Source organism: Paenibacillus sp. FSL R5-0527, assembly GCF_038008055.1.
In the GTDB taxonomy this organism is placed as follows: Bacteria; Bacillota; Bacilli; order Paenibacillales; family Paenibacillaceae; genus Fontibacillus; species Fontibacillus macerans.
The window spans coordinates 5,258,501-5,273,795 of the sequence record NZ_JBBOYI010000001.1; the positions used below are offsets into that span (position 1 = coordinate 5,258,501).

The 15,295-nt window shown below is 53.9% G+C and carries 14 protein-coding genes; 2 read left to right on the forward strand and 12 right to left on the reverse strand.

What is annotated here, in order from left to right; translation table 11 throughout:
- The first annotated feature begins 2 nt into the window (after positions 1 to 2).
- Positions 3 to 332 carry a hypothetical protein gene (locus NYE69_RS23335; RefSeq protein WP_326044821.1) on the forward strand — a complete coding sequence of 110 codons (330 nt, stop codon included), beginning with the start codon at positions 3 to 5 and terminating at the stop codon, positions 330 to 332.
- Positions 333 to 596: 264 nt separating this feature from the next.
- A complete protein-coding gene (locus NYE69_RS23340) occupies positions 597 to 1,874 on the forward strand; it encodes an IS110 family transposase (protein ID WP_326045729.1) in 1,278 nt (425 codons plus the stop codon).
- A 695-nt stretch (positions 1,875 to 2,569) separates the two neighbouring features.
- Here NYE69_RS23340 and NYE69_RS23345 read toward each other — a convergent pair.
- The 12 genes from NYE69_RS23345 to NYE69_RS23400 form a co-directional block, all read right to left on the reverse strand.
- A complete protein-coding gene (locus NYE69_RS23345; RefSeq protein WP_340930499.1) occupies positions 2,570 to 3,544 on the reverse strand; it encodes a patatin-like phospholipase family protein in 975 nt (324 codons plus the stop codon).
- 76 nt (positions 3,545 to 3,620) lie between these two features.
- Positions 3,621 to 5,330 carry a proline--tRNA ligase gene (locus NYE69_RS23350; protein WP_340928111.1) on the reverse strand — a complete coding sequence of 570 codons (1,710 nt, stop codon included), beginning with the start codon at positions 5,328 to 5,330 and terminating at the stop codon, positions 3,621 to 3,623.
- Positions 5,331 to 5,685: 355 nt separating this feature from the next.
- Entirely contained in the window at positions 5,686 to 7,353 is a 1,668-nt protein-coding gene (locus NYE69_RS23355; protein WP_340928112.1) for a family 10 glycosylhydrolase, read from the reverse strand.
- Positions 7,354 to 7,480: 127 nt separating this feature from the next.
- Positions 7,481 to 7,906, reverse strand: coding sequence for a transcriptional regulator MntR (gene mntR / locus NYE69_RS23360; protein ID WP_036621708.1), 426 nt, complete (start codon positions 7,904 to 7,906; stop codon positions 7,481 to 7,483).
- A gap of 132 nt (positions 7,907 to 8,038) precedes the next feature.
- Positions 8,039 to 8,752 (reverse strand): cytochrome c biogenesis CcdA family protein, encoded by a 714-nt coding sequence (locus NYE69_RS23365; RefSeq protein WP_278738103.1) that lies wholly within the window; start codon positions 8,750 to 8,752, stop codon positions 8,039 to 8,041.
- Between the two features lie 114 nt (positions 8,753 to 8,866).
- Positions 8,867 to 9,670, reverse strand: coding sequence for a metal ABC transporter permease (locus tag NYE69_RS23370; protein ID WP_036621704.1), 804 nt, complete (start codon positions 9,668 to 9,670; stop codon positions 8,867 to 8,869).
- A gap of 22 nt (positions 9,671 to 9,692) precedes the next feature.
- Positions 9,693 to 10,454, reverse strand: a complete 762-nt coding sequence (locus tag NYE69_RS23375) for a metal ABC transporter ATP-binding protein (RefSeq protein ID WP_340928114.1) — start codon at positions 10,452 to 10,454, stop codon at positions 9,693 to 9,695.
- Between the two features lie 91 nt (positions 10,455 to 10,545).
- Positions 10,546 to 11,571 carry a metal ABC transporter substrate-binding protein gene (locus NYE69_RS23380; protein WP_340928115.1) on the reverse strand — a complete coding sequence of 342 codons (1,026 nt, stop codon included), beginning with the start codon at positions 11,569 to 11,571 and terminating at the stop codon, positions 10,546 to 10,548.
- A 246-nt stretch (positions 11,572 to 11,817) separates the two neighbouring features.
- Positions 11,818 to 13,854 carry a methionine--tRNA ligase gene (gene metG, locus NYE69_RS23385; RefSeq protein ID WP_340928116.1) on the reverse strand — a complete coding sequence of 679 codons (2,037 nt, stop codon included), beginning with the start codon at positions 13,852 to 13,854 and terminating at the stop codon, positions 11,818 to 11,820.
- 131 nt (positions 13,855 to 13,985) lie between these two features.
- Positions 13,986 to 14,213, reverse strand: coding sequence for a hypothetical protein (locus tag NYE69_RS23390; RefSeq protein WP_340928117.1), 228 nt, complete (start codon positions 14,211 to 14,213; stop codon positions 13,986 to 13,988).
- Between the two features lie 80 nt (positions 14,214 to 14,293).
- Positions 14,294 to 14,578 carry a membrane protein insertion efficiency factor YidD gene (gene yidD, locus NYE69_RS23395; RefSeq protein ID WP_340928118.1) on the reverse strand — a complete coding sequence of 95 codons (285 nt, stop codon included), beginning with the start codon at positions 14,576 to 14,578 and terminating at the stop codon, positions 14,294 to 14,296.
- A gap of 1 nt (position 14,579) precedes the next feature.
- Positions 14,580 to 15,035: a Fur family transcriptional regulator gene (locus NYE69_RS23400; protein ID WP_328273501.1), complete on the reverse strand. Its 456-nt coding sequence runs from the start codon at positions 15,033 to 15,035 to the stop codon at positions 14,580 to 14,582.
- Between the last annotated feature and the right edge of the window lie 260 nt (positions 15,036 to 15,295).

A 15,295-nucleotide genomic window follows, 5' to 3' on the forward strand; every position in this document is an offset into this window, starting at 1 on the left:
GCATGAAAAAACAAGGCATCATGTTTTGGATCATCATGCTCCTGGTCGTAATCGGCATCGTTAACGGAATATTCGTTAGCCATATCATCAGTTTGGCGAACATCATCGTTCCGGTCGCCATCGTCGGCATCGTATTTCTGCTATACAAGTTCCCGCCGCGGAAATACCGGAAGAAGCAGCAGCCCAAAATCAAGCCTTCCGCGCGGACGATGGCCAAAGTGGCCGCTGAACAACGGCGCGGCTCTTCCGGCGAAAGACGCAAATCTTATCCTTTTCAAGTCATTGACGGCCAAAAAGGCAAAAATGACGACGACTTGCCCAAATACCACTAAAATAGGTTGTTCAGAACTTTCGCTTAAAGCAATCTATCTGAAAAAAGCAGGACGTAAAGCCATACAAGATGGCTTTCGCCCTGCTTTTTTAATTTCGCCACTAGCGTTGCATTAAATCTGATAAGATACATTTTCTAGCCGCACCAATATTCTAAACATTCCTGTGTAGGTTAAGATTTCGTCTTTGAAAAAAACAGGAGCGCCTCGTATGATAGGGGTGTCGACGGGTCAAAAGCCCTTAAAACCTATCAGGAGGCGCTTACTATGAAGTCTACTCGAATTCAAACCACAAATCAACGGATTGAACGAATTACCATGCAGCATGCGATCATCGGGATTGACATCGCCAAGGATGTTCATGCCGCCCAAGTGACCGATTTTCGGGGGCGTGTCCTGACACCACGCCATCTGTCGTTCGCAAACACGCGGGAAGGCTTTGAGAAGCTTCTGCGCTGGACGTGTGACGTACAGGACAAACACCATCTATCCTCACTCATCGTCGGCATGGAGCCCACAGGCCACTATTGGTTCAATCTCGCGAATTGGTTACGGGAGCAAGGGATCACGGTGGTACTGGTGAACCCGGTAACAGTGCATCGTAATAAGGAAAATCGCGACAATTGCCCGTCCAAGAACGATCCCAAGGATGCATTGAACATTGCCGACGTAGTTAGCCGAGGCTTCTACACGGACTATACGCCAGAGGCGGCTGTTTTCAAACGACTCAAGGCGGTTATGAGTGATCGAGAATTTTGGGTCAAGCAGCAGGTGAGCCTGGGAAATCGCATTATCCGCTGGATCGATCTGAAGTTTCCGGAATTCCGTTCGGTCTTCCCGGATTGGACAGTTTTGCGTTCTCTGGCGTCGCTCCGCGCCTTTCCGTTGCCGTCCGACTTGCAGGGTCTTCGTACGGATGACGTGATCGAAGCTTGGCGTGAGCAAGGGATGAAACGTGCGGGCGGAGTAAGTGGCAAAGCGAAGGCCGCCCGGCTTCTTCTGGTGGCTGCACATAGTATCGGCGATATACAGGCACTTGAAGAAGCGCGGCGTGACCTGCAGCGTTTGCTGGATGCGTATGAATATGCCGTCAAGTCGCTTGAGGAGATCGAGCAGGAAGTCAAGAAGTTACTAGGCTGTATTCCGCTAGCTGGGCAGTTGCGAAGTATTAAAGGCCTTGGAACCATAACGATCGCGGCCCTTCTGGCTTGTGCCGGAGATTTGCGTAACTATGCCCATGGGCGTCAACTGCTGCGCCGGGCCGGTCTGAATCTAGCGGAACGTACTTCGGGCAAGTTCAAAGGACAGATCAAGCTCTCCAAGCGCGGGGACAGCATGCTTCGCAAGTATCTCTACCTGGGCGTGCTGGGCTTGGTTGGCCAACATCCGGACTTTAAGCGATGGCATGAGTACAACCTGAAGAAAGGAATGAAGAAGATGGCTTCAATCACCAAGTTAATCGGCAAACTCGCTCGAATCCTCATTGGCATGGTTCAGAAGGGGGAACCGTATCGCTCCGAGATAGCGGTCCACCGAGTCGCCTAGCCTAAATCTATTGACGTAACCGAGCCTGGCTGATAATCCGTCGTCATACGAAGATTGACTCGTTCGCAGGATTCGAACAAAGAAAGCAACACAGAACCGAGTTTCGCAACCGTAAGGGCAAATGACCCATCTTTTAAACGCAATCGGTCTCCACGCCTTGGACAGGTACAACGAAGGAATGTAAGGGCGAAGACCCGTAGAGACATGGGAGGGTGAACCTCCAGGGGCCGAGTGGAGGGTGCAGGAAACCATTTTTTGGAGAAGTGCAAAGATGCACGACTTCTGTTCCTGCACACCCTTTTGCAAGAAACCACGGCTTTTTGTCCGGAGCTCCCCCATCTCTTCGCTTTTCAAGGTAGCGAAATCCTGCGAATAAGTGAGTATTCGTGAGAAAACTTCTTAAATACGAGGGACGGTTGCTACAAGCGTTATTTGTGCCAAAAACGTTGATTTCAAAATGTAACGGTTGCCATAGCGCTTATTTCACTGAAATCCGGCGTAGTTTACTTAGATTCAGGCAAATAACGGCGATCACAACCGTTAAAGTTTTGAAAAAGGCTTTTTTCGCAAATTAGCCGCTGTTACAACCGTTAGATTTCCGGCGGGCGCATTATCGGCTTGAAAACATGATCATTTCCCCAGTTAATGCAACGCTAGTGGATTTGCCCGTCTTTTTCGCGGGACGCCTGTACCTGTCATTTAAAAGCGCCCGGATTCGCCTGCTGATATTTATTAAATTGCTCCTCATAATATTGAGCGTTCCATTTGCCGAAAAACCGCTCGCCGGCGCGCAGGCCCGACTCGTAAAGGAGCAGGCTCTCCTCCTCGCTAATATCAAACTGCGTCGTCGGATACCCCAACGTCGGAATTTTTATCGTCCGGTAGCGGTTCGATTGTTCGATATAACGTTCATCATGCGCCGACAGCATCGTTTCCACGATCGCCTGCAGCATGGAAAACGGCCCGCGAATGTCGTGCGGCTGGTTGGTGTTTTTGCCGACCATTTGAAACCCGACCGTCGGAATCCGCTCTCCGCTGCGCGGCGTTTCCTGGTCAAACAGCCAAAGCGGGAAGTTGCTGAGCAGGCCGCCGTCGACGATATGAAGGAACTGTTCGGAAAACGGCTTGCCTTTGGCCAGCTTTGGCGGCAGGCGCAGCAGCACGGGATCGAAAAAATACGGAATGCTGCAGCTCATGCGCACGGCCCTGGCGACCTCGAACGATTCCGGCCGCAGGCCTATTTTGGCCAAATCGTCCGGCAGTATCAGGATTTTGCCGTTCGTAATATCCGATGCGATGATCGTCAGCTTGCCTTGGGGGAGGTCGGCAAACGTCCTTACGCCTTTGGCCAGCAAAACTTGCCTGACCCAATCCTCAAACCCCTCGCCCGAGTAAAGCCCTTTTTTCAGCAGTACCCGGATCGCCGGCCCGACGAAGGCCATATTGAAAATCCGCGCCCGTTGAAGAAAACGGGAAAACGACGTGGACAAGATGATGTCCTTCATCTCTTCCGCGGTATACCCGGCCGCGATCAACGAGGCCACGATCGACCCGGATGAGGTGCCGGCTACGCGATAGAACTTCCCCCCGTATTTCTCGGCCGCCCTTACCGCTCCCGCCAGCGAAATACCTTTGACGCCCCCGCCTTCAAACACGCCGTTCATCAGCATCGCATTCCAAAGCCCCCATCCCATACACAAGTCTACTGCTTATGTATGATGGCGGAGGTTGTACGTATGCGGAGATTTATTCTAACGGAGCCGTGATGCGGGAAAGCGCCTCCTCTAAGGTCATCTTCTCCACTTCCGCTTCCCCGCGTTTCATATATTCGATCTCGCCTTTTCCGGCGGCTTTCCCGACAATGATGCGGTAGGGGATACCGATCAGGTCGGCATCATTGAATTTGATGCCCGGGCGTTCGTCGCGATCGTCCAGCAGCGCCTCGATTCCTTTGCGGGCCAGTTGCTCATACAGTTGTTCGGCCAATTCGATTTGCTGCCTATCCTTCACGGAAACGGGAATGATATGCACCCGATAAGGAGCCAGGGCCGCCGGCCAAACGATTCCGCGCTCGTCGTAATGCTGCTCAACCACGGCGGAGAGCAAACGCGAGATACCGATGCCGTAGCATCCCATAATCATATCCTGCCGCTTGCCGTTCCGGTCCAAATAGGACGCCCCGAGCATCTGGCTGTATTTTGTACCCAATTTAAAAATATGGCCCACTTCGATTCCGCGAGACAACGTCAGCTTGCCGGCCTGACATTTCGGGCAAGTCTCGCCTTCCATGACATTGCGAAAATCCCCGATATAACTCGTTATGATATCTCTGGCCGGACTAACATGCCGCAGGTGGTAATCGCGTTCATTCGCTCCCGCAATCCCCTCCGGCAGTGTGCTGACGTCCCGGTCGAGAAGAATCGGAATCTTTAATCCGAGAGGCCCCGCAAAACCGGGCGGAGCGCCGGTTGCTCGTTCAACCGCAGCCGGGTCGGCAAGCTCAATGCTTTCGGCGTTCATATAGGCTTGCACCTTCAGTTCGTTGACTTCATGATCCCCGCGTACGACCACAGCCACCGGTTGTTTGCCGTCCAGCACGTAAATCAACGTTTTGATCAGCTCGGCGGACGTAACTTGCAAAAACTGTGTCAATTCCTCGATGCTATGCACTCCGGGCGTATGCATTTTTTCCAAAGCGGCATTACCGGGCAGCGGCGGTATAGTCGCGTTGTGGTGCAGTGAGGCGGCTTTTTCGATATTGGCCGCGTATTCGCAGTGATCGCAGACCGCGACAACATCCTCGCCGATGCCGGCAAAAGCGATGAATTCATGGGACCCGCCTTCGCCCCCAATCGTGCCGGAATCCGCCTCCACGGCGCGATAGTTCAGCTCGCAATGCTGCATAATATTCCGGTACGCCTGGTACATCATTGAATAGGAAACATCGAGGCCGGCCCAATCCGCGTCAAAAGAATAGGCATCCTTCATCAGAAATTCCCGGCCGCGCAGCAAGCCGAAGCGGGGGCGCCGTTCATCCCGGAACTTGGTCTGAATTTGATATACCGTAACCGGCAGCTTCCGATAAGAATGAACCTCCCCTTTAAGCAAGCCGGTAATCGCTTCCTCATGTGTCGGTCCAAGCACAAATTCCCGGCCGTGACGGTCGATGAGCCGCATAAGTTCGGCTCCGTAACGGGAATAACGGCCCGACTCGCGCCAGAGCTCGGCCGGCTGCAGCGCCGGCAGCAGCAACTCCTGCGCCCCGGACCGATCCATCTCCGCTCTGACGATTTGTTCGAGTTTGTGAAGAACGCGTCTTCCTAGAGGCAAATAGGTATAAATCCCCGCAGCCAATTGGCGGATATAACCGGCCCGAAGCAGCCAAGCATGGCTGGCCGAGTCGGCTTCCGCCGGAACCTCCCTTAGCGTAGGCAGCAATAACCGGCTTTGACGCATCGCAGATGACCTCCTTATCGTTTCATGAAATAAGCCGTGTAAACGCAAAAAGACACATTCGTCAGGGACGAATGTGTCGTGGTACCACCCTATTTTCACCGTTACCCGCAAAAAGCAACGCTGCTCTAATCCGGATAACGGCGGAATCCGGTACGGGTTAATGCGAGGTTCTCCCGTACAGCTCCTAAGGCGGGAAGCAATCCCACGCGGCAGAGGCCTTTCAGCTCTACGGACCTCCTCTCTGGGGGCACGAAATGGATGCTTATGTCCTTAATCACAGCTATTTCATATGAGATAGTATGTGTACGAATTTATATGATCCAAACTCCGTTGTCAAGCAAATTCAGTAAAAATCTTACATACCGTAATAATCCTTAAGCAGCGGAATCAGCCCAAGCGGATTTTTGCGCAAGTCTTTGGCGCTGAAAAAGATGCTGCCGCTGATTTCCGGAACCTGGCGGTTATACTCCAGCTGGCTGATTATTTCCGATGCGCTGGACCAGCCGATTTCCGGCGTGCCGATCTTGTACGGGGCATGGCCGATGTACAGCTTCACGCCCGTGCCGCGCACTTCACCGGCCCACCAATTGGCCAGCACGTCGTATTGGACTTCCTTGCGCGTCATGCTCCAGTAGAGCTGCGGAGCGACGTAATCGATCCATCCGCGTTTGATCCAGGTGCGCACATCGGCATAAGTGCTGTCGTAAGCCGTGATCCCCGCTTTAGTGTCGGAGCCGGTAATATCGTTCGTTTTGTTGCGCCATACCCCAAACGGGCTGATGCCGAACGAGACCTTCGGTTTTTCCTGCTTAATGCTGGCCCCAAGATCTTCTACAAATTGATTGATATTATCCCGGCGCCAGTCTCCCTTGTTGGAAATTTGCTTGGCATTGTATTGTTTGTACGTGCTGTCATCGTTAAACTTGCTCGATGCCGTTTCCCCCGTCGGATAAAAATAATCGTCCAGGTGAACGCCATCGATATCGTAGTTTTGGACGACTTCCATAATCGCCTCGATCACATGCTCCCGGGCTTCCGGAATGCCAGGGTTAATATAGAGCTTGCCGTCGAATTTCACGATCCAATCCGGATGCGCGTTGGCGACATGGTTCGCCGGCAGCTTGCCGGCGTTCCCGCCCGTGCTGGCCCGGAACGGATTAAACCAGGCATGGAACTCCATCCCCCGGCGATGCGTTTCCTCGATCAAAAACTGTAGCGGATCGTACCCCGGATCTTTACCGGCCGTACCCGTCAAGTAAGAGGACCACGGAACAAGCTTGGAAGGGTAAATGGCGTCCGCCGAAGGACGGACCTGGACGAACACCGCGTTCATCCCCATCGCCTGCACATCGTCAAGCAGCTTGATGTATTCCGCCTTTTGCGCTTCCGCTTTTCCGTACGAGCTAGTGCTCGGCCAATCCAGATTGGCAACGGTGGACACCCAGACGCCGCGCAGACCGTCCGCGTCCACGGCCGTTCCCGTCTGCGGTGTTTGCGGCGTCTGCGGTGTTTGCGGCAGGCTGCTCTGTGAATCGTCCTTGCCGGTATCCTTATCCGTATCGGCGGCAGGCGTTTCCGCTTTCCGTCCCGTGGAAAGCGAGATCGTCTTCGATTGCTGATCCCAATCTACGTCCAGCCCAAGCTGCTCGCCGACAAAGCGCAGCGGGACCATCGTGCGCCCTTGCGAACTTTCCACCGAAACGTCGAGTCCTACAGGAGCACCGTTGACCTGAGCCGTTTGCTCGCCTACGACAAGAGCTAGGATGCTGCCGTCCTTTTGGATCGTGACCGTTTTTGCGGCCTGCGACCACGCTACCTGCGCGCCCAAACCTTCGCTAATCACCCTTAGCGGAACCATCGTTACGTTTTGCTGCGCTTTGATATAAGGCGGGGCATCGGTGGTCAGCTTCGTCCCGTCCAATAGAATCGTAATGGCGTCGGCCGCGTTCGCCTTCATCTGTCCGCCTATCGGCCACGCAAGCAGGAAAACGAGAAGAGGAATGAACCAAGTGCGAAATTTCATCAGTAACCTCCACAAATATTATGTATGGACAAATCCGTCTATTTCTATTAACGCTTCGGATAGCCGAAGAGTTGCGGTTCCCCCGAAAAAAAGAGCATCTGCCTTGTTCATAAGACAGATGCTTCTTCTAAGATTCGTTTAACAATTCCTGATGCACGTTTTCCAGGTCGCGAATCCGCGAGTTGTCGCGTTTGAAATATTCCACCAGCGTTGCGATGCGGGTAATGGAATCCCAGCTCAGGTGATGTTCGATTCCTTCCACGTCTTTATAAATATTTTCATGATCGACCCCGATCATGCCGAGAAACTCCTCCAGCAGATGGTGCCGGTCCACGAGCCGTTTTCCGATTTTTTTGCCTTTGCTGGTCAATACCAGCCCTCTATACTTCTCGTAAATCAAGTATTCATCCTTGTCCAATTTCTGAATCATTTTCGTGACAGACGAAGGATGAACCTCCAAACCTTCCGCGATATCGGATACTCGCGCGTATCCCTTCTCGTCGATCAGCTTGTAGATACGCTCTAAATAATCCTCCATACTGGGCGTTGGCATCTGATGATTCCCTCTTTTCCATGAGTTGAAGCGGACTTCATTGTACGCAAAAAACACTACTCTGTTTATGATACATGTTATGATTGTCCGTTGGCAAGTGCACTTTTGCACACTTTCCCGCTTCCGCCCACGTCAGAATTTCAGCCACTCCGGAGTAATTTGCTGCAGCCAAATGGTGATTTGAGCCATGCGGTTCGTAAACAGAAGAACGCCCATGAGCAGCATGAGGGCGCCGCCGATTTTCATCATCAACGCGGAATAGCGGACGATCCATTTGGTGGAACCGATAAAAAACGCCAGAATAAAAAAAGGAACGGCAAATCCGAGCGTATAGGCCGTAATCAGGCCAAGCCACGTCCCCGGTTCGCTGACCGCAAGCGCGATAATCGCCGCCAAAATCGGCCCGACGCAGGGAGACCAGCCGGCGGAAAAGCCGACGCCGAAAATGAACGATCCGACATAGCTGGCCCGCTTGAATTTGAGGTCGAGCTTGCGCTCCTTCAGCAGAAATTGGGGCTGGAAAATGCCAAGCAAAAACAAGCCCATCAATATGATCAAAATGGCGGAAAGCTGGCGGATCAGACCCCGGTATTGGTTAAACAGCTCGCCAAACAACCCCGCGCCAAAACCAAGCGTGAAAAAAACGACGGAAAACCCGAGGATAAACGCGAGCGTATGGGTCATCGTCCGGAATCGGACCTCCCGCTTGGTTTGTTCCGTCTTCAGCTGCTGAACCGACATCCCGGTGATATAGGATAGATAGGAAGGATATAAAGGCAGGCAGCACGGGGAAATAAACGAAGCCACCCCCGCGCCGAAAGCGAGTCCCAGATTGATATCGGCCATCGTAACCTCCAAAACGTCTTTTTTCGCTGCTTGTCAGCAGCTTATCCGTGCCTTAGCAGCCGCAAGCGGCTTTCCGGGCCATAAATTTCGGTGTTCCAATCGCCAAAACCTCACTTAAGCGGACAAGCCTTTTTTGCCAAGCAAGGTGAGGATCAGCATAAAAATCAGCAGAAGCACGATCGTCGCTCCGGGCGCCAGGTTCCAAATTCCCGCCGTCAGCAAACCGGCAACCACGGCGATTTCGGCCACAATCACCGAGAAAATGACGGACGTTCTGAAGCTGCGGGCGATCAGCAGGCTGCAGGCCGCCGGAATCGTAAGCAGCGCGGACACCAGCAGAGCGCCGACGATTTTGATCGCCGTGCTGATCACAAGCGCCGTCATCACGGTGATGAGCAGATTGAGCAGCTTTACGGGCAGCCCGCTGACCGACGCCGCGTCCTCTTCAAAAGTGAGCAAAAAGAATTCCTTGAAAAACAAAGACACCACCGCGACGACAACGACGGTTACGCCCCCTACGACATACAGATCAGTGGTGTCAAGCGTATAAATGCTTCCAAACAAATAACTGGTGACATCCGTATTGTACCCCATCCCCAGCGTAAAGAACAGGGAGGCCAGGGCAACGCCGCCCGACATAATGATCGCGATCGAAAGCTCGGCGTAACCTTTGTACGCTTTACGCAGCTTTTCGATGGCAAAGGATGCGGCAACGGCAAAAGCCAGTCCGATCCCTACGGGATATGCGCCCACGAGAAAGCCCAAAGCGACCCCGGCAATCGTGACGTGCGCCAGCGTATCCCCGATCATGGACAAGCGGCGCAGCACCAGAAATATCCCGATCAGCGGCGCCGTCAATCCGATGAGCAGCCCCCCGGCCAGCGCTCTTTGAAAAAAATCAGCGGTTAAGATTTCCAAGATTCACAACTCCTAAAGGTTACTAGATCAGCGAATGCTGCAGGTCCGGGATGGCGCAATCCTGCTCATGCGAATGGCGCACATAAAATTTGATCGCGCCGCACCGCTCGCGCGGTTCGCTCCCCAGGCGCCCTTCGATCATTTCAATATCGTGGGAAACCATCAGGAACGTCATATGATGGTGAGCGTGCATATGAAAGATCAATTCAAAAAAATCGGCCTGCGTCTGGGCGTCGATCCCGACGGTCGGCTCGTCCAGCACAAGCAAATCCGGTTTGTTGACCAGCGCCCGGGCCAAAAAAACGCGCTGCTGCTGCCCGCCCGACAGCTGGCCGATCCGCTTGCCCGCGAGATCGCCGATCCGCATCACCTCCAGCGCATCGTCGCATTTGCGCTGCTCCTCGCGCCCGATGCGGCGGAGAAGCTTTTTGTTGTTGTACAATCCCGACAGCACCACTTCGCGAACGGTCGCCGGAAACAGCGGGTTAAAGGCATTTTTCTGCGGCACGTATCCGATCCGTTCCCAATCGCGAAAACGCCGGATCGGCTTGCCGAACAAGCGAATTTCCCCCTCCGTCGGCGGCAGCAAACCGACCATCATGCGCAGCAGGGTCGTTTTTCCCGCCCCGTTGGAGCCGATTACCCCGACGAAATCCCGCTCCCGGACAACGAAGCTGAAGTCGGAAATCACTTTTTGTTCTTTATAGGCAAAAGAGACATGGTCCAACTCGATAATGCTGTTATGGCAATCGGCCTCAAGGGCCGCGGTAGTGTCGGATTTCATAACGTCTTCCTTCCGGTACGAGTCTTCTTTATCTATCTTTGAATTACGTTGATGTATCTTTGAATTACGTCGATGGCTGTTTCTTCTTACTTTATTGTAGAGCGAGAATCAAATTTTGCAAATTTTTCTTCATCAAGGTGAAATAATTGTCCCCGGCCTGTTCCTGCGCTTTGGTCAAGCCTTCGACCGGGTTCAGCACCAGCGTCTTTACGCCGGCTTCGGACGCCAGCGTTTTGGCCAATTTGTCCGAGACCAATTCCTCAAAGAAAACATACTTGATACCGTGGTCCTTCACCAGTTTCGATAAAGCGACCAAATCCTGCGCCCGCGGCTCGGCTTCCGGCGAAAGCCCCATAATCGCATGCTGCGTCAGACCGTAATCGCGGCACAGATAACCGAACGCCTGATGCGAAACGACGATTTCATGTCGGGACACGCCGGACAATTGTTGCGTAAATTCGGCGTCCAGCGTCTTCAGCTTGGCGGCCAACGATTCGTAACGCGCTTCGTAATCCGCCCGGTGCTCCGGGTCAGCGGAGACGTAGCTGTCTTTGATGTTTTCCGCCATGACCATCGCGGATTTGGGGCTTACCCAGGTATGAGGATCGACGGATGCGTCGACGTCATGCCCTTCATGCGAATCCTGGGTTACTTCCGTATGCGAATGACCGGCTTCCTCAGCTTCCTCGGATTCCTCAGCCACCGCCCCATGTCCATGACCATCATCGCCTTCCGCCCGAATCAGCTCAATCCCTTTGCTGACTTCCACCGTTTTAACCTTGGCGTCATTCCCCAGCCCTTTCAGGAAATTGGGCACCCATCCCTCAAGTCCGGCACCGTTGTACAGAAACAGCTGCGCCTTCGAAGTATTCAAAATATCCTGGCTGCGCGGCGTCCAATCATGTGGCTCCACGCCCGTTGGCAGCAGATTGATGACGTTCGCATGCTCCCCGCCGATTGCCTTGGCGAACTCATAAATCGGATAGAAACTCGTGACGACGTTAACTTTGCCCTCCACAATGTTCCCGCCGGAGTTCTTCCCGCACGCGGAAAGCAGCAGCGCTCCCGCAAGCAGCAAAACCGCCGGCATGATCCAGCTCTTTTTATGTAAACGCATGGATTAACTCCCCTTTTCTTAATCGTAATGATTACCAAAAGGATTATAGGACCTTTCCCAAACGATTGTCAACTATTAAATTTAGCCTGCTTTGTATATTTTCGACGCACATCGCCGATATTTCGCGGAAAATCAAGGAGCCTATCTTCTAGTCTTCCTCGAAAAAGCCGGCAAATAACAAAAACCGCCAAGGAGTACGTTGACTCCCGGCGGTTTTGCGGGCGAATAGCCGCTGCCCCGTTTAGCTTACTTGACGACCGCGCCGTTTGGCATTGAGTCCGGCACCGTCGCCAGCGTCAGCTGATCGCCTTGCGAAGCCGCGAGGATCATCCCCTGCGACAGCTCGCCGCGCAGCTTCACCGGCTTCAGGTTGGTGACGCAAATGACCTTGCGCCCGACCAGTTCCTCCGGCTTGTAGAACTTGGCGATGCCCGATACAACCTGGCGCCGCTCGAAGCCGAGATCCAGTTGCAGCTTCAGCAGCTTGTCGGCCTTCTCTACCTGCTCGCAGGCGAGCACCTGGGCTACGCGCAGCTCCACCTTGGCGAAATCGTCGATTCCGATTTCGTCCTTCAGCTCCGGCTTCTCCGCCGCCGATGCCGCCGGCGCCGCCGAAGCAGCGCTCGCCGCAGCCGTTCCCGCCGCTTCCTCCGCGGCCGGCGCTCCCCCGCTCATCGAGTTTACGATAAACTCGATTTCCTGCTCCGCATCGAGCCGCGGGAAAATCGGCTCGCCTTTAACCAGCTTTGTGCCTGCCGGAATCAGACCGAACGTACGCAGGCTCTCCCAGGCCGTCAGCTCCCCGGGGGCAATCCCCAGCTGCGCCCAAATTTTCGCCGGCGCCTGCGTCAGAAACGGCTGCAGCAAGATTGAGGCGAAACGCAGCGATTCGGCCAGATGAACCATGACGGAGGCGAGCTCCGCCCGCTTGGCCTCATCCTTCGCCAGCACCCACGGCTGCGTCTCGTCGATATATTTATTCGTGCGGCTGATAAACGCTCCAATGTGGGTCAGAGCGACGGAAAACTCCATTTTCTCCATCACTTCCTCCACCTTGCTGACCGTTTCTTCCGCCGCTTTCACCAGCCCCGCGTCAAACGGCGTTACGTCAGGCCGGTAAGCCGGCACCTCGCCGCCGAAATATTTGTCGACCATGGCGACCGTCCGGTTCAGCAAGTTGCCCAAGTCGTTGGCCAGATCGGAATTCACCCGCTGCACAAAGCTTTCCGGCGTAAACGAACCGTCCGAACCAAACGGTACCTCGCGCAGCAAATAATAGCGGGTCGCGTCCAGACCGTAGCGGTCGATCAGCACGTTCGGGTCCATAACATTGCCTTTCGATTTGGACATTTTGCCGCCCTTCATCAGCAGCCAGCCGTGGCCGAACACTTTTTTCGGCAGCGGCAGCCCCAGCGCCATCAGCATGATCGGCCAGTAAATCGTGTGGAAGCGCACGATCTCCTTGCCTACCAGATGCACGTCAGCCGGCCAATACCGTTCGAACAGCTCCTGATGGTCCGTGCCGTATCCCAGCGCGGTAATATAGTTGGACAAAGCGTCGATCCACACGTACACGACATGCTTCGGATCGCCTTTCACCTTGACGCCCCAGTCGAACGTCGTCCGCGATACGGCCAAATCCTCCAGCCCCGGTTTGATGAAATTGTTAATCATCTCGTTTTTGCGCGATTCCGGCTGAATGAAGTCCGGATTTTCTTCATAATACTTCAGCAGACGGTCCACGTAGTGGCTCATCCGGAAAAAGTAACACTCTTCCTTCACTAATTCGACCGGATGTCCGCTTTCGGGGCTTTTACCGCCGACGATTTCGCCTTTTTCGTTGCGGACGACATCGACAAGCTGCGATTCCGTATAGTAGGTTTCGTCGGGAATACTGTACCAGCCTTCGTATTCGCCTTTGTAAATATCGCCCTGCTTCACGAGACGGTCGAAGATCTCTTCAACAACCTGCTTATGCCGCGGTTCCGTCGTGCGGATGAAGTCGTCGTAGGAAATATCCAGCTTCTCCCACAGCTGCTTGATCCCGGCGACGATACCGTCCACAAACTGCTGCGGCGTTTGCCCTTTCTCCTGCGCTTTACGCTCGATCTTCTGCCCATGTTCGTCGGTCCCCGTCAAGTAGCGCACATCGTACCCGCGCAGCCGCTTGTAGCGCGCCATGGCGTCGCCGGCCACCGTCGTGTAGGCGTGCCCAATGTGCAGTTTGTCGCTCGGGTAATAAATCGGCGTCGTGATGTAGAAGGTTGGTTTGTTGTTAGACATACTCTTTTCATCTCCTTGTTCTTAATGAGGTTGTCCGGAAGGCATAGGCTTCGGTGCTGAAAACCCGCCTTTTTGAACACGCATTTAAATGCAACAAAAAAACTCTCGTCCCCTATGGGACGAGAGATTGCTCACGTGTTACCACCCAAATTCCCCGCGCCTTCGCAGGCGGCGGGCTCCGCAGGTCGATAAACGACCCCTCCGTTAACGCCGGACTTACGCCGTCCCCTTACCCGCCCGTTCGTAAAACGAAGACGCCGGCTCGAAAGCGGTTCCTCCCGGACCATCTTCCAAAGCGGATTCAGACCGGTTTGCAGCTCCCCCGGCTCTCTGTAGCTGAATTCCTTCTTCGTACTCATCCGTTCACTGGAAGTATATAACTTTCTATATCTTATGAAAAGTTTCAGGCCGTGTCAAGCGAAGTCCGCCGCTTCCGCGCTTAACTTCGGGCCCGACCGTCCCTTACCGGCGGCGTTCCGCCGCTCCCGCGGCGCTTCTCCGCTTTCGGCGGAACCGGATCGATGCCCCCCGGATGAAAGGGATGGCATTTCGCGATGCGTTTAGCCGCCAGCCATGATCCCTTCAGCGGCCCGTGAACCTCGATCGCCTCCAGCGCGTAAGCCGAACAGGTCGGATAAAACCGGCAGGTCGGCGGCTTCAGCGGAGAAATGAATTTACGATAAACGTAAATCGGAGCCTGAAACGCCTTGCGAACCACGCCCATTTCAGGACACCCCGTGCTGCTCCGGAACCTGCTTATCTTTTGCGTCCGGACGGCAATTTTTACAATACCCGAACACTTCGAATTTATGTTTCACTACCTGAAACTGTTCGGGCGCATCGGTCAGCGGCATTGGACAAAAATGAATCGGATACGTCTTTTCGCACTGCAGGCAGATCATATGATGGTGATGTTCTCCTTCACTGCAGGAAACCCTGAACTTCAACCCGTCCTCGAATACAACCTGCTCCAAAACACCGAGCTCCTCCATCACGCGCAAATTGCGGTATACCGTATCAAAGCTGAGCCCGCTGTATTTCTTGCACATATAGTCATAAACGTCCTTTGGGGTCAGATAACCGTCCGTCCCGGCAAACAGCTTCGCCAAACTTCTGCGTTGATCCGTAATCCGCAACCCCCGGCTGGACATCACCTTAATAATATCCTCTGTCGACAGCATGTGACATTCCTCCTGTCTTGAACCGTTTCTACATGCGTCTTCTTTAATAATGCCGCAAATCGCAAGCCCCGTCAATGAGACAGGGCTGCGGGCGCAAAATCCGCCATAGATCATCAAGGAACGACATTTTATGATTCATATAGAAGTCCTTAAGGGGGTTGTCTCTCCAAACCACTTTGCACGATCATCCCTTTGGTTCAGGAAGCCAAGTCACCTGGTCAAACGGGATAATCGTGCAAAGCCTATCGGATAGCGAGTCT

Bases quoted from the DNA above. Each gene is read 5' to 3' on its own strand.
- NYE69_RS23350 (WP_340928111.1), bottom strand. From the start codon at position 5,330: ATGCGTCAAAGCCGGTTATTGCTGCCTACGCTAAGGGAGGTTCCGGCG.
- NYE69_RS23365 (WP_278738103.1), bottom strand. From the start codon at position 8,752: ATGGCCGATATCAATCTGGGACTCGCTTTCGGCGCGGGGGTGGCTTCG.
- NYE69_RS23335 (WP_326044821.1), top strand. From the start codon at position 3: ATGAAAAAACAAGGCATCATGTTTTGGATCATCATGCTCCTGGTCGTA.
- NYE69_RS23375 (WP_340928114.1), bottom strand. From the start codon at position 10,454: ATGAAATCCGACACTACCGCGGCCCTTGAGGCCGATTGCCATAACAGC.
- NYE69_RS23400 (WP_328273501.1), bottom strand. From the start codon at position 15,035: ATGCTGTCGACAGAGGATATTATTAAGGTGATGTCCAGCCGGGGGTTG.
- mntR (WP_036621708.1), bottom strand. From the start codon at position 7,906: ATGCCAACGCCCAGTATGGAGGATTATTTAGAGCGTATCTACAAGCTG.
- NYE69_RS23340 (WP_326045729.1), top strand. From the start codon at position 597: ATGAAGTCTACTCGAATTCAAACCACAAATCAACGGATTGAACGAATT.
- NYE69_RS23390 (WP_340928117.1), bottom strand. From the start codon at position 14,213: ATGAGTACGAAGAAGGAATTCAGCTACAGAGAGCCGGGGGAGCTGCAA.
- NYE69_RS23380 (WP_340928115.1), bottom strand. From the start codon at position 11,571: ATGCGTTTACATAAAAAGAGCTGGATCATGCCGGCGGTTTTGCTGCTT.
- yidD (WP_340928118.1), bottom strand. From the start codon at position 14,578: ATGGGCGTGGTTCGCAAGGCGTTTCAGGCTCCGATTTACGTTTATCGT.
- metG (WP_340928116.1), bottom strand. From the start codon at position 13,854: ATGTCTAACAACAAACCAACCTTCTACATCACGACGCCGATTTATTAC.
- NYE69_RS23345 (WP_340930499.1), bottom strand. From the start codon at position 3,544: ATGCTGATGAACGGCGTGTTTGAAGGCGGGGGCGTCAAAGGTATTTCG.
- NYE69_RS23355 (WP_340928112.1), bottom strand. From the start codon at position 7,353: ATGAAATTTCGCACTTGGTTCATTCCTCTTCTCGTTTTCCTGCTTGCG.